General features: G+C 60.1%; 23 protein-coding genes. 19 read left to right on the forward strand and 4 right to left on the reverse strand.

Annotated elements, in window-relative coordinates:
* Nucleotides 1–84: 84 nt before the first annotated feature.
* Nucleotides 85–246 carry a hypothetical protein gene (locus tag B3R00_RS04765; protein WP_286997835.1) on the reverse strand — a complete coding sequence of 54 codons (162 nt, stop codon included), beginning with the start codon at nucleotides 244–246 and terminating at the stop codon, nucleotides 85–87.
* Here B3R00_RS04765 and motA point away from each other — a divergent pair.
* The 9 genes from motA (at nucleotide 184) to B3R00_RS04810 (ending at nucleotide 9,842) form a co-directional block, all read left to right on the forward strand.
* A complete protein-coding gene (gene motA, locus B3R00_RS04770) occupies nucleotides 184–1,041 on the forward strand; it encodes a flagellar motor stator protein MotA (RefSeq protein WP_219163604.1) in 858 nt (285 codons plus the stop codon). The genes B3R00_RS04765 and motA overlap by 63 nt on opposite strands.
* A 3-nt stretch (nucleotides 1,042–1,044) precedes the next feature.
* Nucleotides 1,045–2,031: a flagellar motor protein MotB gene (gene motB, locus B3R00_RS04775; RefSeq protein WP_286997751.1), complete on the forward strand. Its 987-nt coding sequence runs from the start codon at nucleotides 1,045–1,047 to the stop codon at nucleotides 2,029–2,031.
* 77 nt (nucleotides 2,032–2,108) lie between these two features.
* Nucleotides 2,109–2,501 carry a chemotaxis response regulator CheY gene (cheY, locus tag B3R00_RS04780; protein ID WP_257469174.1) on the forward strand — a complete coding sequence of 131 codons (393 nt, stop codon included), beginning with the start codon at nucleotides 2,109–2,111 and terminating at the stop codon, nucleotides 2,499–2,501.
* A 4-nt stretch (nucleotides 2,502–2,505) separates the two neighbouring features.
* Complete coding sequence (locus B3R00_RS04785) at nucleotides 2,506–3,279, forward strand: protein phosphatase CheZ (RefSeq protein WP_286997753.1); 774 nt, start codon at nucleotides 2,506–2,508, stop codon at nucleotides 3,277–3,279.
* Between the two features lie 250 nt (nucleotides 3,280–3,529).
* Nucleotides 3,530–4,681 carry an EscU/YscU/HrcU family type III secretion system export apparatus switch protein gene (locus B3R00_RS04790; protein ID WP_286997754.1) on the forward strand — a complete coding sequence of 384 codons (1,152 nt, stop codon included), beginning with the start codon at nucleotides 3,530–3,532 and terminating at the stop codon, nucleotides 4,679–4,681.
* A gap of 21 nt (nucleotides 4,682–4,702) precedes the next feature.
* The gene (gene flhA, locus B3R00_RS04795) at nucleotides 4,703–6,820 is read left to right on the forward strand and encodes a flagellar biosynthesis protein FlhA (protein ID WP_286997755.1); all 2,118 of its coding nucleotides are present in this window, start codon (nucleotides 4,703–4,705) and stop codon (nucleotides 6,818–6,820) included.
* Nucleotides 6,817–8,346: a flagellar biosynthesis protein FlhF gene (gene flhF / locus B3R00_RS04800; protein WP_286997756.1), complete on the forward strand. Its 1,530-nt coding sequence runs from the start codon at nucleotides 6,817–6,819 to the stop codon at nucleotides 8,344–8,346. Before flhA ends, flhF begins: the two co-directional genes overlap by 4 nt.
* Complete coding sequence (locus B3R00_RS04805; RefSeq protein WP_286997757.1) at nucleotides 8,339–9,121, forward strand: hypothetical protein; 783 nt, start codon at nucleotides 8,339–8,341, stop codon at nucleotides 9,119–9,121. Before flhF ends, B3R00_RS04805 begins: the two co-directional genes overlap by 8 nt.
* A 4-nt stretch (nucleotides 9,122–9,125) precedes the next feature.
* Nucleotides 9,126–9,842 (forward strand): RNA polymerase sigma factor FliA, encoded by a 717-nt coding sequence (locus B3R00_RS04810; protein WP_174862257.1) that lies wholly within the window; start codon nucleotides 9,126–9,128, stop codon nucleotides 9,840–9,842.
* A gap of 169 nt (nucleotides 9,843–10,011) precedes the next feature.
* Here B3R00_RS04810 and B3R00_RS04815 read toward each other — a convergent pair whose 3' ends face one another.
* From B3R00_RS04815 to flgA, 3 genes are all read right to left on the reverse strand, one after another.
* The gene (locus B3R00_RS04815; RefSeq protein WP_219163596.1) at nucleotides 10,012–10,377 is read right to left on the reverse strand and encodes a hypothetical protein; all 366 of its coding nucleotides are present in this window, start codon (nucleotides 10,375–10,377) and stop codon (nucleotides 10,012–10,014) included.
* 104 nt (nucleotides 10,378–10,481) lie between these two features.
* A complete protein-coding gene (gene flgM, locus B3R00_RS04820; protein WP_286997760.1) occupies nucleotides 10,482–10,808 on the reverse strand; it encodes a flagellar biosynthesis anti-sigma factor FlgM in 327 nt (108 codons plus the stop codon).
* Between the two features lie 90 nt (nucleotides 10,809–10,898).
* Nucleotides 10,899–11,642, reverse strand: a complete 744-nt coding sequence (flgA, locus tag B3R00_RS04825) for a flagellar basal body P-ring formation chaperone FlgA (RefSeq protein WP_286997762.1) — start codon at nucleotides 11,640–11,642, stop codon at nucleotides 10,899–10,901.
* A 170-nt stretch (nucleotides 11,643–11,812) separates the two neighbouring features.
* Between flgA and flgB the strand changes: the two genes are divergently transcribed.
* The 10 genes from flgB (at nucleotide 11,813) to flgK (ending at nucleotide 21,242) form a co-directional block, all read left to right on the forward strand.
* Nucleotides 11,813–12,238, forward strand: a complete 426-nt coding sequence (gene flgB / locus B3R00_RS04830) for a flagellar basal body rod protein FlgB (protein WP_284214384.1) — start codon at nucleotides 11,813–11,815, stop codon at nucleotides 12,236–12,238.
* Nucleotides 12,239–12,266: 28 nt separating this feature from the next.
* A complete protein-coding gene (flgC, locus tag B3R00_RS04835; RefSeq protein WP_286997763.1) occupies nucleotides 12,267–12,671 on the forward strand; it encodes a flagellar basal body rod protein FlgC in 405 nt (134 codons plus the stop codon).
* A 19-nt stretch (nucleotides 12,672–12,690) separates the two neighbouring features.
* Nucleotides 12,691–13,359, forward strand: coding sequence for a flagellar hook assembly protein FlgD (locus B3R00_RS04840; protein WP_286997764.1), 669 nt, complete (start codon nucleotides 12,691–12,693; stop codon nucleotides 13,357–13,359).
* 17 nt (nucleotides 13,360–13,376) lie between these two features.
* Entirely contained in the window at nucleotides 13,377–14,675 is a 1,299-nt protein-coding gene (flgE, locus tag B3R00_RS04845) for a flagellar hook protein FlgE (RefSeq protein ID WP_286997765.1), read from the forward strand.
* 32 nt (nucleotides 14,676–14,707) lie between these two features.
* Nucleotides 14,708–15,445, forward strand: coding sequence for a flagellar basal-body rod protein FlgF (gene flgF, locus B3R00_RS04850; protein WP_174862247.1), 738 nt, complete (start codon nucleotides 14,708–14,710; stop codon nucleotides 15,443–15,445).
* A gap of 36 nt (nucleotides 15,446–15,481) precedes the next feature.
* Nucleotides 15,482–16,264 carry a flagellar basal-body rod protein FlgG gene (flgG, locus tag B3R00_RS04855; protein WP_286997766.1) on the forward strand — a complete coding sequence of 261 codons (783 nt, stop codon included), beginning with the start codon at nucleotides 15,482–15,484 and terminating at the stop codon, nucleotides 16,262–16,264.
* Nucleotides 16,265–16,384: 120 nt separating this feature from the next.
* A complete protein-coding gene (locus B3R00_RS04860; RefSeq protein WP_219163589.1) occupies nucleotides 16,385–17,128 on the forward strand; it encodes a flagellar basal body L-ring protein FlgH in 744 nt (247 codons plus the stop codon).
* 21 nt (nucleotides 17,129–17,149) lie between these two features.
* Complete coding sequence (locus tag B3R00_RS04865) at nucleotides 17,150–18,295, forward strand: flagellar basal body P-ring protein FlgI (protein WP_219163588.1); 1,146 nt, start codon at nucleotides 17,150–17,152, stop codon at nucleotides 18,293–18,295.
* Nucleotides 18,292–19,245, forward strand: a complete 954-nt coding sequence (gene flgJ / locus B3R00_RS04870) for a flagellar assembly peptidoglycan hydrolase FlgJ (RefSeq protein ID WP_286997768.1) — start codon at nucleotides 18,292–18,294, stop codon at nucleotides 19,243–19,245. The genes B3R00_RS04865 and flgJ overlap by 4 nt, the downstream gene beginning before the upstream one ends.
* A gap of 20 nt (nucleotides 19,246–19,265) precedes the next feature.
* A complete protein-coding gene (gene flgK / locus B3R00_RS04875; protein WP_286997770.1) occupies nucleotides 19,266–21,242 on the forward strand; it encodes a flagellar hook-associated protein FlgK in 1,977 nt (658 codons plus the stop codon).

A 21,242-nucleotide genomic window follows, 5' to 3' on the forward strand; every position in this document is an offset into this window, starting at 1 on the left:
TCCACTGGATGCCGATAAAGCCTCCAGTGGTTTTTTTGCTTGTGCCTCACGGTATGGACGGGCTGCTTCGCAGCTTTACCTACATCAACCAGCTAATGCAAAAACTGCTAAGCCACAAACAAGACGGCTTTTTACGCACCATTCCTGCGCTTGGCTTTGTTTAGGTTCTGACACAATTTCCCCATGCTTGTCCTTATTGGTTACATCATCGCCTTCGGTTGCGTCTTTGGTGTTTACGCCCTTCACGGCGGAAACATGAGCGTACTTGGCAAAGCCCTCCCGTTTGAAATGGCCACCATTGGCGGCTCTGCGATTGGCGCGTTCATCGTGACCAACCCGCCCAAGGTACTCAAAGCCACGGTTTCGGCCCTGGCAGGCGTGCTCAAAAGCTCCAAGCACAACAAAGCACGCTTCATGAGCTTGCTGGCACTGTTGTATGACGTGCTGCAAAAAGCCCGCAAAGAGGGCTTGATGGCGATTGAAATGGATGTGGAAGAGCCAGAGAACTCAGAAATTTTCCAAAAATACCCCGAGCTGCTGGCCGATCAGCACTTGGTGGAATTCATTACCGACTATCTGCGCATGATGGTTTCGGGCAACTTGAATTCACACGAGATTGAAACGCTGATGGACAACGAAATCGATGCCCATCACCAGGAAGAGCACCGCGTCGTCGTGGCCCTGCAGCGCTTGGCAGGTGCGTTGCCTGCTTTCGGTATTGTGGCGGCGGTGTTGGGGGTGGTGAACACCATGGGCTCTGTCGGCCAGCCTCCTTCAGTGCTGGGCGGCATGATTGCCTCAGCGCTGGTCGGTACGTTTTTGGGTATTTTGCTGGCCTACGCGCTGGTGGAACCTTTGGCCGGTCTGATTGAGCAACGCCAGCAAGACGGCGCCAAAGAGTTTGAATGCATCAAGTGCACCTTGATTGCCAGCATGCAAGGCTACAACCCACCTACGGCGATTGAGTTTGGCCGCAAGGTGCTGTATTCGACGGAGCGCCCCGGCTTCTTGGAGCTGGAAGAGCACGTCAAGAGGAAGTAAGCCATGCCGCCCCCCAACGCTCCCGGCGGCGCACAAGCCGGAGCAGCCAACGAAAAAAAGCTGCAGCCCATCATCATCAAACGCGTCAAAAAGGGGGACCACGGTCACCACGGCGGCGCGTGGAAGATTGCATATGCCGACTTTATGACGGCGATGATGGCTTTCTTTTTGCTGATGTGGCTGCTGGGCTCTACCTCCAAGGGTGATTTACAAGGCATTGCGGCGTACTTCAACTCGCCGTTGAAAGTGGCCATGAACGGTGGCGATGGCTCAGGCAATAGCTCCAGCATCATTCCCGGCGGTGGCACGGATTTGGCAAGGATTCATGGCCAGGTCAAACGCTCCGAGGCCGACTCCAACGACCAAAGCCGCCAGAGCCTGCGCCACCAGCGTGCCCAGCAAGATGCTCAGCGCATCAAAGCACTGCGCGCCAAGATTGACGCCATGATCTCCAGCAACGCCACGCTCAACGAATACAAGTCGCAGATCCGCATGGATGTGACGCCCGATGGCCTGCAAATTCAGATCGTGGACGAGCAAAACCGCCCCATGTTTGACATTGGCAGCGCCATCGTCAAACCCTATATGCGCGATATCTTGCGCGAGGTGGGCTCCGCCCTGGGTGGTGTGGAAAACCGCATCAGCCTGGCTGGCCACACCGACGCCGCGCCTTATGGCACGGGTGAAAAAGGCTATAGCAACTGGGAACTTTCTACCGACCGGGCCAACGCCTCGCGGCGCGAGTTGGTGGTGGCCGGTATGCCCAACGACAAATTGGCGCGCGTAGTCGGTCTGGCGGCCAGCGATTTGCTCCACCCAGACGACCCACGCGCGCCGCAAAACCGGCGCATCACGATCACCGTGCTGACGCATGAGGCCGAAGAGCGCTTGCTGGGCAAGCAAGCACCTTCGGCGCAACAAGACAACAAATTGGAATCGGAAAATATGGAAAAGCAGGACAACTCCCCCCCTGCACGCCAAACTCCGTGACAATTTGTGAAATCGGACGGAACCTGCGCCTTGGCAACGGTTTCATTCAAGAGCTTATTTGACCGAAAGGGTCCTCCGTGGCTACCAATGCCCTTCGCTTTTTGATCGTTGACGACTTCTCCACCATGCGCCGCATCGTGCGTAATTTGCTGAAGGAAAGCGGCTTTACTGAGGCCGATGAGGCCGAAGACGGTGTGGCTGCGCTGCACAAGCTGCGCAACAGCAAGTTCGACTTTGTCGTGACCGACATCAACATGCCCAACATGAACGGCTTCCAGCTGCTGACAGAAATCAAGGCAGACGAGAAGCTCAAACACCTGCCGGTGCTGATGGTGACCGCCGAAGCCCGCAAGGAAGACATCGTGGCTGCCGCCCAGGGGGGCGCGGCCGGTTACATCGTCAAGCCTTTTACCAAGGCCACGCTGGAAGAAAAGGTCAATCTGATCTTGAAGAAGGTTGGCCTGAGTTAAACCCATGGACCAAGCAACGCCTCACAGCGACGCATCGCCCTGCGCTTTTGACCAGGGCAATGTCCACAACAAAATCGGCATGCTCACGCGGCAGCTGCATGATTCCCTGCGCGAGCTGGGTTATGCAGACCGCTTGCGTGGCGCCACCGAAGAGTTGCCGGATGCGCAAAACCGCCTTTCGTACATTGCGCGTTTGACGGGCGAAGCTGCAGAGAAGGTGCTGACTTTGGTGGATGACGCCAAGGACCGGCAGACCGACATCGTGGCGCAGACCAAAAAAATGCGCCAAGCGATGATTGCCGACCCCGTGGCAGCGGTGGCCAAGGGCCACATCATGAATTACCTGGAAGACATGGAAAAAGCCACGGAAATCGTGGACAACCAGTTGACCGACATCATGATGGCCCAGGACTTCCATGACCTGACCGGACAAGTGATTGCCAAGGTCGTGCGTCTGGCCGGTGATCTGGAAAACCAGCTGGTGGAGCTGCTGCTGCAAACGGCACCGCAAGTGGCAGGCAGCAGCACGCAACTGGATGAGGGCGAGGTACTGGCCGCGGCCGCCATGGCCACGGGCCAGGTCGCCACCAACCAGGCCGATGATCTGTGGGCTGCGGCTTTGGCCGAGGCCGCACCAGCACCTGCGGCACCAGCCCCTGTTGCCGAAGCGCCCGCAGCACACCCCAAACTGCAAGGGCCGGTGGTGGACCCCAGCGCCCACGACGTGGTGACCTCGCAATCGCAAGTGGATGATTTGCTGGCCAGTCTGGGCTTCTAGCCCTAGCTATACAAAAAAGAGCTGTTGGCGCTCTTCTTTATTAGGATTCAAGGCTGTTTACAGCCAAAACCCTTGTAAGAAGAGCGCAACAAGCTCTTATTTTCAGAGCAATCACCCACCGCGTTAGCAGATTGCTTGGCAGCCGCCAGCCCAGCGGGCGCTGAAATAGCACCCCCTGTGGCGCGCTTTTCCAGCTTTAGCAATTTGGCGGCTTGCGGACAATGGCATGAGACCCCTCTCTCATGCCACCATGGAATCGAGCCAAGACAAATCCCTACCAGCAACCGAAAGGAAGCTACAGAAAACCCGCAAGGACGGGCAGACATCGCGTTCGCGCGATCTCGGCCACCTGGCGGTGTTGGGCATGGGCTCGTTGATGGTGATCATGGGCGGCCCCACCCTGATGCAGCATTTGCGCATTGCCATGAGCAAGCAGATGTCCTTCAGCGCGGACACGGTGCTGGTGCCGCAATTGATGCTGGAGCGGCTGGTGGATATGGCCGTGGTGGGCATTCTGGGCTGCGTGATTTTTGCCCTGGCCATCAACGCGGTCTCCATCATCACGACGCTGATGTCCGGCGGCTGGATCTACAGCCTCAAGCCCATCATGCCGCAGTTCAAGCGCATCAACCCCATCTCGGGTCTGGGCAACGTTTTCTCCAAGCAGCAGATGGTGACCGCCCTCAAGAACGTGGCGCTGATGTTGATTTTGGCCACCGTGGGCTGGTTCCATATCAAGTCGGGCATCGTGGAGCTGGCCAGCATTCCGGCACTGGGCGGCCAAGCGGCTTTGGGCCAGGTGGGTGACTGGATCATCAGCGGCCTGATCATGCTGCTGGTGGTGGTGTTTGCGGTAGCCATGATTGATGTGCCATTGCAAAAAGTGCTGTTCCTGCAGCGCTTGAAGATGAGCCACCAAGAGGTCAAGCAAGAACACAAAGAGTCCGAGGGCAGCCCCGAACTCAAAGGCAAGATCCGCCAAAAGCAGCGCGAAATTTCCCAGCGCGCCAGCATTTCTGCCGTGCCCAAGGCAGATTTTGTGGTGACCAACCCCACCCACTACTCCGTGGCCTTGCGCTATGACGAAGCCACCATGGCTGCGCCGCAGGTGGTGGCCATGGGTGCCGATTTGGTAGCGCTCAAGATTCGCGAAGTGGCCAAGGCGCACAGCATTCCGGTGCTGGAGTCGCCCATGCTGGCCCGCGCACTGTACGCCCACGCAGAGATTGACCAGTCCATTCCTTCCACGCTGTACACCGCCGTGGCACAGATTTTGGCCTATGTATACCGCCTCAAAGCCTCCATGCGCGGCGAGGCACCTGCACCTGGTGAGCTGCCTCAGCCCCACGTGCCCCCAGAACTTGATCCGCACACTAAGCGTGCTGCGGCTGCAAAGCCTTAAGCGTTAGAAAGCACTGCCACCATGAACACCGCCTTGTTCAAAAACCTGCAAACCTGGAGCACCAAGAACGGCTTGGCATTCCAGGGCTTGGCTGCGCCTATTTTGGTGATTGCCATTCTGGCGCTGATGGTGCTGCCCATGCCGCCATGGATGCTGGACACCTTCTTTACGCTGAACATTGCCACCGCCTTGATGGTGATGATGATTGCTGCGTACATGGTGCGCCCGCTGGACTTCTCGGCCTTCCCCTCGGTGCTGCTGCTTACCACGCTGATGCGCCTGTCGCTGAACGTGGCATCCACCCGCGTGGTGCTGCTGGAAGGGCACACCGGCCCCGGCGCTGCGGGCGCGGTGATTGAATCCTTTGGCCACTTCCTGATTGGCGGCAACTTTGCTGTGGGCCTGATCGTGTTTGCGATTTTGGTGGTGATTAACTTTGTGGTGATTACCAAGGGCGCCGAGCGTATTGCGGAAGTGTCGGCACGCTTTACCCTGGACGCCATGCCCGGCAAGCAAATGGCCGTGGATGCGGACTTGAACGCGGGCCTGATTGACGAAGCAGAAGCCAAGCGCCGCCGTGCCGAAGTGCAAGAAGAAGCGAACTTCTTTGGCTCGATGGACGGCGCCTCCAAATTTGTGCGCGGCGACGCGATGGCCGGCATTTTGATTTTGATCATCACCATCGTCGGTGGTTTTATCATCGGCATGGCACAGCACGGCCTGAGTGCAGGTGACGCCGCCAACAGCTACGTCTTGCTGGCCGTTGGTGATGCGCTGGTGGCCCAGATTCCTGCCCTGCTGATCTCGGTGGCATCCGCCATGGTGATCTCGCGCGTAGGCAAAGACAACAACACCGGCAAGCAAATTTCCAACCAGATGATGGCCTCGCCCCGCGCGCTGGCCATTACCTCGGCCATCTTGATCATGCTGGGCCTGATCCCCAACATGCCCCACACCGTGTTCTTGGCGATGGGCGCTTTATTTGGCTACGGCGCATGGACGGTGTACCGCAAGACCCAAAAGCAGGCAGAGCAAGGCAAGGCAGGCACGACCGAAGCTCCCACGCCCGGCGCACTGGCTGCGCCGCAGCAAGACACCGAAGCCACCTGGGACGACCTGCAGCCTGTGGACTTGCTGGGCCTGGAGCTGGGTTACCGCCTGATTGCACTGGTCGACAAAAAGCGCCAGGGCGACTTGCTCACCCGCATCAAGGGCGTGCGCCGCAAGTTTGCGCAGGAAGTGGGCTTTTTGCCCCCCGCCGTGCATGTGCGTGACAACCTGGAGCTCAAGCCCAGCGCCTATCGCCTGACGCTGCGCGGCGTGATGGTGGGCGAAGGCGAAGCCTTCCCTGGCATGTACCTGGCGATCAACCCCGGTGGCATCACCACGCCGCTGATTGGCACACCCACGACCGACCCTGCCTTTGGCCTGCCCGCGCACTGGATCGACGAGCGCCAAAAGGAAGCGGCACAAATGGCTGGTTTTACCGTCGTTGATTCGGAAACTGTGATGGCGACACATTTGTCACACTTGATGCAAATGCATGCTGCCAAGCTGTTGAGCCGTAACGAGGTGCAACAACTGGTGGAGCACGTGGCGAAAACCGCGCCCAAGTTGATCGAAGAAGTTATTCCCAAAATGGTGTCCATCACTGCGTTCCAGAAAGTACTCCAGCTGTTGCTGGAGGATGCTGTGCACATCCGTGACATTCGCACCATCATCGAGACACTGGCCGAGCACGCCACACAGACCCAAGACCCCGTAGAGCTGGCCCGCCGCGTGCGCATTGCACTGGCACCTGCCATCGTGCAGCAGATCTACGGCCCCACCCGTGAGTTGAATGTGATTGCGATTGAACCCGGCCTGGAGCGCCTGCTGGTGCAAGCCCTGGCCAACCCCCAAGCGCCCTCCTTAGACCCCGGTGTGGCAGACCTGCTGACCCAACGCGCGGCCGAAGTCGCCAACAAGCAAGAAGAGCTGGGCCTGCCCGCTTGCTTGCTGGTGCCGGACGCCATTCGCAACGCCATCGCACGCCTGGTGCGCCGTGTGGCTCCGCGTCTCCAAGTGCTGGCGCACAGCGAGATCCCCGAGACCCACACCATCCGCATCGGCCCCATTCTTAAAGGTGCAAACGCATGAACATCCAACGCTTCATAGCCCCCACTGCCCGTGAGGCCCTGGACAAGGCGCGTGCCGTTTTCGGTGACCACACCCTGATTTTGTCCAATCGCCCTACGCCCGGCGGCGTAGAAGTCATGGCCACCGCAGAAGATGCACTGGGCCAGCTGGACCAAGGCAGCCAGACCAGCCCCGGCCTGATGGCCGCCATCCAGGCGCGCGAAGCGGATGAAACCCGTGCGCCCAAGCAAGCCCCCAAGGCGCCTTTGCGCATGGATGCGCTGCTGCAGTCCAAGCCCGTGGTCAAGGCCAATCCACGCCAAAGCGTGGCAGAGGACACCGAGCAACTGGCCATGAGCACCCTGTCTTTCCAGGACTATGTGCGCGAGCGCATGCTGCGCCGCCGCAATGAAGAGATGAGCGGCGAAGTCGCCCCGCAAGCCATGCCCACGTTTGCACGCAAAAACCGTCTGGACGCCGTGCGTGACAACGCGCCGCTGCCCAAGGCGCCTTCCGTGATCAAGCACAACCCGCTGCGTGGCTTGGCCGTGGAGCTGCCCACAGAGCAGCCCCGCAAGACGGCGATGGCGGCACCGGCAGCCACGCCTGCCTTGCTGAACGAGCTGCAATCCGTCAAGGAGCTGATTGAAGAGCGCTTCAACACCCTGACCTGGATGAACCAGACCCGCGCCAATCCGCTGCACAGCAACCTGATGCTCAAGCTGATTCGCTCCGGCTACTCGCCCGCCCTGTCGCGCACCATCATGGAACGCCTGCCGCAAGACGCCGGCCCTGCCGAGGCCATGAAGTGGCTGGTCAAGGTGCTGGAGCGCAATCTGCGCACCGACAGCGCCGATGCGCCGATCTGGGACAAGGGCGGTGTGTTTGCGCTGGTGGGCTCCACCGGTGTGGGTAAAACCACCACCGCCGCCAAGCTGGCTGCGCTGTGCGCGGCCAAGCACGGCCCCAACAGCGTGGGCCTGATTACCCTGGACACCTACCGCGTCGGCGGCCACGAGCAGCTGCGAGCCTATGGTCGCATGCTGGGCGTGGTGGCCCACCTGGCACACGACAAGGCCGCGCTGCAAGATTTGCTGGGCCTGCTGGCGGGCAAAAAAATGGTCATCATCGACACCACCGGTGTGGCGCCGCGCGACCCGCGCAAGGACGACATTCTGGAAGTGCTGGACCTGCCAGGCATTGAGCGCTTGCTGGTGGCCAACGCCGGCGCGCACGGCGACACGCTGGACGAGGCCCTGGCGGCCTTCAAGCGCGTGGGCTGCAAACAAGCCATCCTCTCCAAGGTGGATGAGGCCGTCAAACTGGCCCCGGCCCTGGACGCGCTGATTCGCCACCAGCTGGTGCTGCGCGGCATCACCAATGGCCAGCGCGTGCCGGAAGATTTTGCCCGCGCCCATGCCAACGAGTTGGTTGCCACCTCCATGCGGGCGCACACCAAATCCGCGTTTGACCCTTCCACGCTGGACATGGACTTTTACTTCACCGAATCCTCGTCGGGCACAGCCCACGGAGCGCTGCATGCTTGAGAACGCATGGCACCAAGGAACAGGCTTGCACTGGCAAGGCGCGCAGTCGTCGCTGCGTGTGCTGCCCGTGGTGCCATCGGGCGACAACGCAGACGCTACCGCCGTGTGGATGGCCTGCGCGCACCTGCAGCAGCAAGGCTACCCGGTGGTGGTCTTGGATGGCACAGAACAGGAATCCGATGCAGCCCCCGGCCTGCAAGACATGTTGCAACCGCGCCAGGGCTATGCCTTCAGTGCGCTGGCGGCAGACCTGCACAACCCACTGAGCGTGGCCACATTGCCTGCCGCACGCGGCATGGTACAGCTGCAGCACAAAGCCTCCATCACGGGCGAGCGCCCGCTGGATTTGCTCTACCGCTACGTACGCAACCATGCGCTGGTGGTGCTATGGGCACCCGCACCGCTGCTGTCTGGCATGCTGCAAGGCTGCACGCACACCCCCATTCAGCTGGTGCCTGCGCAGTCACGCAATGTGCTGAGCAGCTACCGTGCGCTCAAGCACATGTTCATCGGCTGTGGCCTGATGCCGCGCTTGGTCGCCATGCGCCCTGCCGGTTATGGCCTGGATACGGTGCTCAAGTCGCTGTCACAGTGCGCCATGCACCATTTGCATACTGAGCCCTTGTCCGAGCAGTTCGATCCCCTGCAGCCCCGCCAGCTGCAACGCTGGGCCCTACAATGTCTGGAGCATTCGGAGACTGTGTGCGCGCCCCAAGAGGCCGCCACCGCCGGATCTTCCGCCCTTTCTTCATCGTCTGCTGTGTGGAGCCATTGAGTCCATGTACACCGCCCATGGCCAGTTGGATCGCGATGCACTGATTCGCCAGCATGCCCCGCTGGTGCGTCGCATCGCACAACACATGATTGCCAAGCTCCCGCCGAACGTGGAGCTCGATGACCTGATCCAGGTTGGCATGATTGGTTTGGCCGACGCCCTGTCCCGCTTCGAATCTAGCCAAGGTGTGCAATTTGAAACCTTTGCCAGCCAGCGCATCCGCGGCGCGATGCTGGACGAGTTGCGCGACAACGACTGGATGAGCCGCAGCTCGCGCAAAGGCCAAAAAGACATCGAGCGCGCCATCCACAAGCTGGAGCAAGAGCTGGGGCGCGCGCCCAAAGAGTCCGAAATCGCCGGTGCGATGGAGCTGGAACTGGGCGAATACCAGTCCATGCTCTCCAAAGTACGCGGCACGCAGCTAATTTATCTGGAAGACATCTCCCCCGGTGAAGATGATGGCGGCAGCTTTTTGGACCGTTACGTGGCCGACGCCTCTGCCGACCCCTTCGCCATGCTGCGCGATGAGCGCATGCGTGCAGCCCTGGTCGCCGCGATTGAAAATCTGCCCGAGCGCGAGAAATACGTGATGGGCATGTACTACGAGCACGAGATGAATCTCAAGGAGATTGCCGCCGTGCTGGAAGTGACCGAGTCCCGCGTGTGCCAGCTGCACAGCCAGGCCGTGGCCCGTTTGCGCACCAAGATGCGCGCCCACTAAAGCGCCGCAGCAGGCTTTGCACCCACCATAAAAAAAGCGCCTGACAAGGCGCTTTTTTTATGAGAATATTTTTTGATAGCTGTTAGCGCTTTTCTAGACTTGCTTTCAACACAATTTCATATGAAAAGCCAAGCTATACAAGCGCCAGCGGCTATGTAATGAAAACTTGTTAGCCGCTGATGTGATACAGCCGCGCCACCGAAGCGGCATTGCCCGGCTGCTTGCTGCCGCCGTACGTGTGGCTGATGGACTGCTCGGGCATCAACGCGGCCAGTTGCTGCGCGGCAATCGCCGACACCTTGGCAATATGGCCGCGCATTTGCGTCATGCGCTCGGACATGGCTTGCATGCGTGCAATGTTTTCGGGCGTAAATTGCTCAGGGCCAAAGCGCTGCGCCAGCCCGGCAAAGGCCTGCATGCCGTCGCGCAACTGGCGAATGGCGTGTTCGGTGGATTCAGGCTGGTTTTCCAGCACCAAGGCATTGACCAAGTCGATCATGCCGTCAATTTGTTCCAGAGCTTCACGAAGTTGCATGGGGAGATCAGCTGTTGAGCGGGTTGAGACGGAGTTCGGGCGCTAGACACCAGTGAGGCCGAAGGTCGGAAGGCCAGCACCGGCGCACAGCGCCCGTAGAAAACTTAAATGCGGCTGGCGCCCAGCAGGCCTGCGGCGTCGACCAGCATCTTGTCGGCCACCACGCTGGCGTTCACTTTGAACGTGCCGTTGGCAATGGCTTCGCGGATGGCATTGACCTTGGCCATGTCCACATCCGACGAAGACTTGGAATTTTGATCCAGCGAACGCACCGAGTTCGATACGGTCACGGGTACACCTGCGGCATTCGCGCGGCTTTGCTGCACCACCTCACTGGCGGTACCGCTCTTGCTTTGCTGGGCTTGCTGTGTGGCGTTTTGCTGCAACTTGGCTGCCAGCATTTCAACGTTGGTATTTTGTCCGACCTTCATTTCCTACTCCAATTGCCCGCTCAAGGGCTCTGTAGTCTAGCTATCGACCGCCCAAGAAGGAACTTGAGGATTTTCTTTCAAAAGCTTGTATCACTGTGCAACAACGACTTCGCCTTGCTGATTGACGGTACCAATCACGGTGCGGCCATTCTCCATGCGAACGCGCACATTCTGCCCGGCCGAGCCGCTCTCCAAGGCCTTGCCCGATGAAGTCACCGCAAACCCGCTGCCTTGCACCACCACCTTCACGCCAGCGCCGGGCTTGAAAATTTCTGGCGCTTTGACCATGGTCTGGCGCAATGCCATGCCTGCGGTCAGGTTGCGCGCCGCCGTTTGTCCGACCCAGTCATCCGGCAACGCGATGATGGAATGCGGCGACTCCGCCCAGTCCACCTCAGATTGCATCGCATGCTCATGGGTCAGCACCTCTCCCATGCTGACGTTGTTCACCAGCACCCAGGCCGGGCCAAACGCCCTGATGGTCACGGGCATGAACACATTCCAGGGCTTGGCGCCTTCAACGCAACGCATACCTATGCGGGTGCGCCCCCACAGCTTGCTGCCGCTGGGCAGATAGGGCTCCACGCGCAGGCAGGGGGCCAGGTTCAAGCGCGGGTCCAGCTTTCCCACCTGCACTTCCATGCGCAGCGGCATGCTTTGCTGCGCCTCCGTTTGCGCCAGCGCACCTTGCAGCCACTGGTTGCTGATGTCTGCCAAATCTTCTGCCCAGACCGTCGAGGCACTCACGGCCACCAGCAAACCCACACCAGCGCGCACCACTGCACGCGCCATGCGCGAGGCGGTCAAAGAAAGCGGAAAAACAGAATCAACCATGACACGCACTGTAGAGAAGATGCCGCCCTGCTAAGCGCCAAAGTACGCCTGCAACCCCGCTTTCTTCGCGCTTTAGCAAAACGCCCGAATTTCCATAATCGCTGCACGCACCGAAGTCCGTCGAGGTCAGGTGCAGCCCGTTGTCGTTTTCATCTCTTGCAAGGATTCACATGCTCAACAAAATGACAAGTCGTTTGGATTTCCACAGCGATGCGCTGCTGTTGCGCGCAGAGCGCCAGCGTGTGATTTCCAGCAATATTGCCAACGCCGACACACCCGGTTACGTAGCCCGCGACTTCAATTTCGCCAAAACCCTGCAGGCGGCGCAGGGCGAAAACGGCTCCGTGCGCCAAGCCTTGCAAGCTGCCAGCACGACGCATACCCAGCATATGCCTTTGCCCACCGAAAAATTCGGCACCGATGGCAAAGGCCCTTTGGGCTATGCACTGGCATCGCAACCCAGCCTGGACAACAACACCGTAGATCTGGACCGCGAGCGCGCCAACTTTGTGGATAACGCCGTGCGCTATGAAGCCACGCTGCGCTTTCTCAATGGCCAGTCCAAAACCATGCTCAGCGCCATCACTGGCCAGTAAGTCGCACTGACACAAGGAAGTAACAGCCATGTCTATGTTTTCTATCTTCAGCGTTTCAGGCAGTGCCATCAGCGCGCAATCGCAGCGCTTGAACGTGGTGGCCTCCAACTTGGCCAACGTGGATGCCGTCGCCGGCCCCGATGGCGAGTCGTACAAGGCTCGCCAAGTCGTCTTCCAAACCCACCCCATGGGCCCCGAGGGCTCTGCAGGAGTGAAGGTCAAAGACATCACGGAAGACAACACCCCCGGCCGCCGCGTGCACAACCCTGAGCACCCGCTGGCCGATGAACAAGGCTACGTCACCCACTCCAACGTCAATGCCGTCGATGAGATGGTCAACATGATCTCGGCTTCCCGTTCGTACCAGAACAACGTGGAAGTCATGAACACCGCCAAGTCGCTGCTGCTCAAAACACTGCAGCTGGGCCAATAAGTACAGAAAGTAGGCGCACATGATTTCCGGCGTATCCAACACCACCTCGTCCGCAAACAAAGCTGGCAGCGCCACATCGGCTGCCGATATGCAGGATCAGTTTTTGACTTTGCTGGTTGCCCAGCTCAAAAACCAAGATCCCACCAGCCCCATGGACAACGCACAGATGACCTCGCAGATGGCGCAAATCAGCACCGTCAGCGGCATCGAGAAGCTCAACGACACCGTCTCCAGCGTGACCAACCAGTTCTCGTCCATGCAAATGCTGCAGGGCGCGTCCATGATTGGCCACACTGTGCTCTCCGAAGGCAACCAGCTGGGTCTGGCTGCCTCGCAAAACGAAGACGGCAGCACCCGTCTGAGCGGCACTGCAGGCTTTGACTTGGAAGGCTCTGCCGCCAATGTCACCGTCACCATCACTACCGCTTCCGGCCAGTTGGTAGACACCATGGATCTGGGCACTGCAGCCTCCGGTCGCAACTACTTTACATGGGACGGCAGCAACTACACCGGCGACAACATGGATCTGCGCTTCAAGGTCACCGCCACCAATGGCGATGCCACCGTCAAAGCCACCACCCTGTCCCCCAACGCCGTGGTTGCCACCAGCATCAGCAATGGTTCGCTCATGCTTGAGCTGGCTAATGGCAGCAGCGTTAACTACAACAGCGTCAAGGCTGTGTTCTAAATTCGTAGGAGCTAATCATGGGTTTCCATCACGGACTTTCCGGCCTGAACGCTTCCAGCAAAAACCTGGACGTCATTGGCCACAACATCGCCAACAGCAACACCGTGGGTTTCAAGAATTCCCGCGCTGAATTCAATGAAATGGTCGCCAGCGCCATGGGTGCCGCCAGCACCAACAACACCGGCATCGGTGTGAGCGTGGCCGCCGTTTCGCAACAGTTCACCCAAGGTGTGATTACCCCCAGCGCCAATGGCCTGGATATGGCGATCAATGGCGATGGCTTCTTTGTCGTGCAAACCGGCACCGGCACTGCTTACACCCGCAACGGCGCGTTCCAACTGAACAAATCCGGCGAGCTGGTCACCGTCAACGGCGATAAAGTGCAAGGCTATGCAATCAATCCGGACACTGGCGTGCGCACCAGTGTGGCACTGAGCAATTTGGTGTTCCCCACCGGCGCCCCAATTGCTGCAAAGCAAACCGATAACGTCAAAGCCACTATTAACCTGGATGCACGCGTAAACCAAGACGCTGTGCCCGCACCGGCTCGTGCAACCTATGGCACATCGCTGGAAGTGTTTGACGAACAAGGTATGGCCACGCCGTTGGCCATGTACTTTGAAAAAACTGATGGCAATACCTGGACGGTGTATGACAGCCTCAATCCAACGGATGCACCGATTGGCCAGCTGACGTTTGACTCCACCGGCAAATTGCAAGGCGTTTCCACTTATGCTGGCTTAGGAACCGACGCCAATGGCGTAGCCCCCGGAGACCCAGGCTACATCGACACCCATACCTTTAACGCACCTGCTGGCACTACTTTGACCACTGAAGTGCAAACCACCAACCCGAACAACCCCAATCCAGGCCCTTGGAATGTTTCCATCGACCTGAGCGGCGTCTCCCAACTGGGCAGCGCTTTCTCGGTGGCTCGATTGACCCAAGATGGCTACGCCTCGGGCGAGCTGACATCGGTGAACGTGGGTTCGGACGGCACCTTGATGGCCACTTACTCCAACGGCATCACCCGCCCTGAGGCACAGATTGCACTGGCCAAATTCACCAACACCCAGGGCCTGCAGCCCGATGGGAATAACAACTGGGTGGCTTCCAGCGACTCTGGCCCAGCCATCTATGGCGCGGCAGGCTCCGGCAGCTTCGGCACCATCCAGGGCAGCGCGCTGGAAGAGTCCAACGTCGACCTGACTGCCCAGCTGGTGGGCATGATGACTGCGCAGCGCGCCTACCAGGCCAACGCCCAGACCATCAAGACCCAAGACCAAATCTTCTCGACCTTGGTCAACCTGCGCTAAGCAGTGTGAACACGCGCGACTAGGAGCAATACATGGACCGCATCATCTACACCACCATGACCGGCGCCAACGCCGCTGCGCAACGGCAGGCGGTGCTTTCCAACAACTTGGCCAACGTCTCGACCACGGGTTTCCGTGCCGAGCTGAGCACCTTCCGTTCGGTGCCGCTGGAAGGCCAGGGCTCCAGCACGCGTGTCTTTGGATTGGACGCCACCTCCGGCTACCTGGAGCAAGCAGGCCCGGCCATTCAAACCGGCAAAAGCACCGACCTGATGGCGCGCGGCAACTCCTGGTTCGCCGTGCAAGGCCTGGATGGTCTGGAGGCCTACACCCGCAACGGTGCACTGGAAGTGACTGCGGACGGCCAGCTCGTCACCGCTACCGGCTTGCCCGTGCTCACCGATGGCGGTGCACCCGTGGATGTGCCCCAGAACGCCAAGATCAGCTTTGGCGGCGATGGCACGGTGGTGGCCACCCTGGATGGGCAAGACCCCATCAACATCGGTCGCCTGAAGATGGTGACCCCCAATATGGAGCAGGCCCTCAAGCGTGGCGATGATGGCCTGTTTCGCAACGCCCAAGGCGATTTGCCCGCAGACGCCAACGCCACCATGGTGGCGGGTGCTCTGGAAGGCTCCAACGTGAATGCGGTGGAAGCCATGGTCGGCATGATCGCCGCCTCGCGCCAGTTTGAACAGCAAATGAAGCTGCTGACCACCGCCGAGACCAACGACAAGACCGCCAGCCAACTGCTGAGCATGAACGGCTAAAGCCGATCACTAACGAATACGGAAGGAAACTTCACCATGATGAATTCCCTGTGGATTGCCAAGACTGGTATGTCTGCCCAGCAGACGCAGATGGACGTGGTCTCGCACAACTTGTCCAACGTCTCCACCACCGGCTACAAGCGCCAAAGCGCGGTGTTTGAAGACTTGATCTACCAGAACCTGCGCCAGGTGGGTTCCCAAGCGGACGAGCAAAACACTCTGCCCACCGGCATGCACCTGGGCCTGGGTGTGCGCACCGTGGCCACCACCCGCAATTTCACCCAAGGCACGCCCCTGGAAAGCGGCAAAGACCTGGACGTGGCCATCAGCGGCGACGGTTTCTTCCAGGTGCAAATGCCCGATGGCACCACCGCCTACACCCGTGACGGCACGTTCAGCAAGGACGCCAACGGCCAACTGGTAACCGCCGGCGGCTACCCGCTGCTGGACGGCATTACCGTGCCGCAAGACGCCACCAAACTGAGCATCAGCCGCTCGGGCGCCGTATCGGTGACGCTGCCCGGCCAGGCACAGCCCCAGCAAATCGGCCAGCTCAATACCGCCTCCTTCGTCAACGCGCCGGGTCTGGAGCCGATTGGTGAGAACCTGTACCGCGAAAGTGCGGCTTCGGGCGCCCCACAAACCGGCACCCCCGGCACCAACAATCTGGGCACAGTGATGCAGGGCTTTCTGGAATCGTCCAACGTGAACGTGGTGGAAGAGCTGGTGCAAATGATCCAGACCCAGCGTGCTTACGAGATGAACTCCAAGGCCATCTCCACCAGCGACCAGATGCTGGCCAAGCTGTCGCAGCTGTAATTTCACTTTGATAATCAGAGCAGCTAGCGATTGATTTACAAGGTTTTCAGATCCAAAACCATCTAAAACCTTTTAAACACAAGCGCAAGCAGCTCTTTTTTTGTTTTTCTCGGAGCGCTTATGTCCGCCGCCTCTCACCCCACCCACCCTGTTTTCGCGCTGGCACAGCGCGCGCCACGCCTTGTGCTGTGGGGGGCTGCCAGCTTGGTGGTCAGCGGCTGCGCCTTCAACGAGCCGCCGCCCGTAGAACTGCACGACCAAACCAAACCCCTGCCAGCCACGGCGATTGCCGTGCCACAGCCCCAAGCGCAGGCAACCGGTGGGCTGTTTCAGGCCAATCGCTACCGCCCCCCGTTTGAAAGCCGCCGCGCACGCCTGGTGGGCGACCTGGTGACCATCCAGATTGCAGAGAAGGTCACCGCCAGCCAGCAATCGTCGTCCACAGTCAACCGCGACAGCAAAATGTCTGCAGGCATTACAGACCTGCCAGGGCTGACCGGCGGCGCACTGGGCACGGCCCAAAAGCTCGGCAAGCTGGGCGTAGGCTCCAACACCGACTTTGAAGGCGGTGGCGGCACCACCAGCGCCAACACGTTCACCGGCTCTATCACGGCCACGGTGGTGGAAGTGCTGCCCAACGGTCACTTGCTGGTCACCGGCGAAAAGCAAATCGGCGTGAACCAGAACGTGGATGTGCTGCGTTTTACCGGCACGGTGGATCCCTATTTGCTGGCACCCAACAGCATCATCAGTTCCACCCAAGTGGCCAATGTGCGTGTGGAATCGCGTGGCCGCGGCCAGCAAAATTCAGCGCAGGCAATTGGCTGGTTGTCCCGTTTCTTTTTGAGCTTTATCCCTTTCTAATCCTCTCCAGAATTGGGCAGTATGAAAGTACTGTCCACGCTCTCCACATTCCGCCCAGCACGCCTCGCCCTGGCGCTGCTCGCCCTCAGCGGCGGTCTGCTGGCCACTCCAGCCAACGCCTTGCGCATCAAGGAAGTGGCCTCGGTTCAGGGCGTGCGGTCTAACCAGTTGACCGGCTACGGTTTGGTCGTCGGCCTCGATGGCACGGGCGACCAGACCACCCAGATGCCCTACACCACCCAGACGCTGTCCAACTACCTGCAGCAAATGGGCATCACGCTGCCAGCCACAGCCAACACCAACAACCTGCAGCTCAAAAACGTGGCCGCCGTGATCGTCACGGCAGAGCTGCCGGCTTTTGCCCAGCCGGGCCAGCAGATCGACATCAACGTCTCGTCGATGGGCAATGCCAAGTCGCTCAAGGGCGGCACGCTGATCACCACCCCGCTGCGCGGCGCCGATGGCGAGATCTATGCGCTGGCTCAGGGCAATTTGGTGATCGGCGGTGCGGGCGCATCGCAAGGCGGCTCCAAGGTACAGATCAACCACCTGAGTGCCGGACGCATTCCGCTGGGTGCACAGGTCGAGCGTGCTGTACCCACCCCCATCAATGACGGCGACACCATCAAGCTGGGGCTGAACACCACCGACTTCCAGACCGCCAGCCAGGTGGTCAAGGCCATCAACGGACGCCACGGCCTGGGCACGGCCATGGCATTAGACGGCCGCACCGTGGAAGTACGCGCCCCCGTGAATCCCGGCGCCCGCGTCGGCTTTATTGCCGACATCCAGGAGTTGAACCTGCCCATCAACAAGCCGGCTGCCAAGGTGGTGATCAACGCCCGCACCGGCTCGATTGTGATGAACCAGGCTGTCACGCTGGGCCCCTGCGCGATTGCCCACGGCAACCTGGCCATCACCATCGATTCCACCCCGGTCATCAGCCAGCCCGGCGCCTTCTCACAAGGCCAGACCGTGGTGGCCGAAAAGACCAACATCAACGTCACGCAAGAGCCCGGCAAGATCATTCGCGTGCCCGCATCGCCCCAGCTGTCCGACGTGGTGCGCTCGCTCAACGCCTTGGGTGCTACGCCCCAGGATTTGCTGGCCATCTTGCAAGCTATCAAGGCCGCAGGTGCTTTGAATGCCGAGCTGGAGGTGATATGAGCATGATGAACACCAGCAATGCGCTAGCGACCGACATCAACTCGCTCAACAGCCTGAAAAGCCAGGCCAGCGCGAACAACCCGCAAGCGGCCCGCGAAGCCGCCAAGCAGTTGGAGTCGCTGTTCATGCACGAGATGATCAAAAGCATGCGCCAGGCCACCATGAAAAGTGGCTTGCTGGACAACGAAAGCTCCAAGCTGGCCGACTCCATGATGGACCAGCAGCTGTCCGTCTCCATGGCAGGCATGCCTGGTGGGCTGACCGATGCCATCACCGCGCAAATTGCCCGCTCCATGGGCCTCGACCCTGCCGACGCCGGCGTCAACCCTGCAGCGGCACTGAGCAGTGGCGAGCGCAATTTCAGCATTCCTTCCACCGTGAGTTTTGCCGGCCGCAGCGCCCGCTACCCCGGTCTGTCGGGCAACACCGCCGTGGGCAGCACCGCATTTTTGGATGCCTACGCGCCCTCGCCCAAAGGGCGTGACAACTTTGTGCAATCCCACAACGCCGCCGCACAGCGCGTGGCGCGTGAGAGCGGCATTCCCGCCAGCTACATGCTGGGCCAGGCCGGCCACGAAACCGGCTGGGGCAAAAGTGAAATCCGTGGTGACAACGGCAGCAACTCGTTCAACCTGTTTGGCATCAAGGCCACGGGCAACTGGAGTGGCAAGGTGGCCGAAATCACCACCACCGAATACGTCGACGGCATTCCCCGCAAGGTCAAGGCCAAGTTCCGCGCTTACGACTCGTATGAAGAGTCGTTCCGCGATTACGCACGCCTGATCACCGAAAACCCGCGCTACGCCAAAGCCATGGAAAACACGGGCAACGCCCGCTCCTATGCCACAGCGCTGCAAAACGCAGGTTATGCCACCGACCCCCTCTACGCCAGCAAGCTGTCACGCGCCATTGAAAGCGCACGTGCGGCACAGCAAGGCACCCAAGGTTAAAGCTTTAGAAAGATACGCACATGAGCTTAATGAACGTCGGCGTTTCCGCACTGATCGCCAACCAGCAAGCCCTGACCACCACCGGTCACAACATTGCCAACGTCAACTCGGCCGCCTACTCGCGCCAGACCATTGCCACCAAGGCCTTGGTGGGCCAGAACATGGGCACAGGTTATGTGGGCAAGGGGGTGCAAGTTGCCACCATCATGCGCAACTACAACGAGCTGCTGGGCAAGCAGTCGAACGCAGCCAATGCGGCCAGCGCCGCCGACGCCATCCGCTACCAGTCGCTGGTACAGATGCAAGACGTGTACTCCGGCGGTGACAGCAGCCTGGGCGCCGCCATCAATAGCATGATGAACGCGTTTGCCGACGTGGAAGCCGCGCCTGCAGACGGCACCGCCCGCAACGTGGTGCTGACCCGCATGAGCGAGTTGACCGCGCGCTTTCGCGCGGCCTCGGCCACGCTGCAGGAGATGGATTACGCCACCAACCAGCAAGTCACCAACAACGTGACACTGGTCAACAACCTGGCTGGGCAAGTCGCTTCGCTGAATACGCAAATTGCCCGTGCGCTGGCCTCTGGCCACCAGCCCAATGACCTGCTGGACGCGCGTGACCAAATCATTCGTGAAATCAACCAGTACGTGCAAACCACGCAAGTGGATGCCGACAGCGGCGCCATCAACCTGTTTGTGGGCGGCAGTCAGGCACTGGTGCTGGGCAGCAGCACCGGCCAGCTCAGTGTGGCAGAGACCGCCGAGTACCCCGGCAGCGGCAAACTGTCGCTGTACTTCAGCCAACCCAATGGCGAGCGCGTCGAGCTGACCGCCAACATGGTGGGCGGTGGTGAAATTGCAGGCCTGCTGAAGTTCAACAACGACGATCTGGTGACGGGCCGCAATCTGCTGGGCCGCCTGGCGCTGTCGATTGGCACCGAGCTCAACCAGCAAAACAAGCTGGGCTTGACCCTGTCAGGCAACTTTGGCACCGACTTGTTCAAGCTGACCACGTCCACCACCGGCTGGAGCAATATCGCTGGCTACGACGCTGGCAATGCCGCACAAAGCGCACAAGCAGCTGTGACCGACACCCATGCACTGGTCGCGTCTGATTACCGCATCCAATTCAATGGCGCAGGCGGGGCACAACTGGTACGCCTGTCTGACGGCAAGCTCACGGACCTGAGCGTAGACCCCGTCACGGGTGACATCAGTCAGACCGTCGACGGCCTGCAGTTCACCGTGCCAGGTGCGGTGACCAATGCTGCACAAAAAGGCCAGAGCATTTTGTTCCAGCCTTTCAGCAAGGCCGCCGACGAAATTCAACCTCTGGTACACAACGCGGCAGACTTGGCCGTCTCCAATGCGGTCACGGCAAACATCACCAGCTCCAATGCAGGCACCTTGCAGCTGAGCAGCTTGCGTGCCACGGACCTGACCGGCATTCCGGTCCAGAACGCCCCGGTGCGCATCACCTTCGATGGCTCCGGCAACTACAGCTACCAAACCTACGACCCGGCCACCAGCAACTGGAGTGCCGCCTCGGCCGCCGCGCCCTACACCTCGGGCCAGGCCATCCAGATCAACGGCTGGAACATCACGCTGACCGGCACCCCCGGCAACGGAGACAGCGTCAACGTGGGCAACGCCAAAGATCTGGGCGATGGTTACAAACTCAACGCCGGCAATGCCTCCGCATTCTTGGCGCTGCGCGACGCGGCCATTTTCGACAATGGCACTTCGTTGAGTGACGGTTTCTCCTCTGCCATGGCAGTGATTGGCACGCGCACTCAGAGTGCCAAATACGCGGCAGAGTTGTCCGAAACCGTGGCAAACAACCTCAACGCAGATCGCACAGCGGTATCGGGCGTGAACCTGGACGAAGAGGCTGCACGCCTGCTGCAGTACCAGCAAGCCTACCAAGCCTCTGCCAAGATCATTTCCACCGCGCAGTCTTTGTTTGACAGCGTGCTCAGCGCCGTGGGCGGCCGTTAA

It is taken from the genome of Comamonas sp. UBA7840 (genome assembly GCF_002501455.1).
Lineage (GTDB): Bacteria > Pseudomonadota > Gammaproteobacteria > Burkholderiales > Burkholderiaceae_C > Comamonas > Comamonas jiangduensis.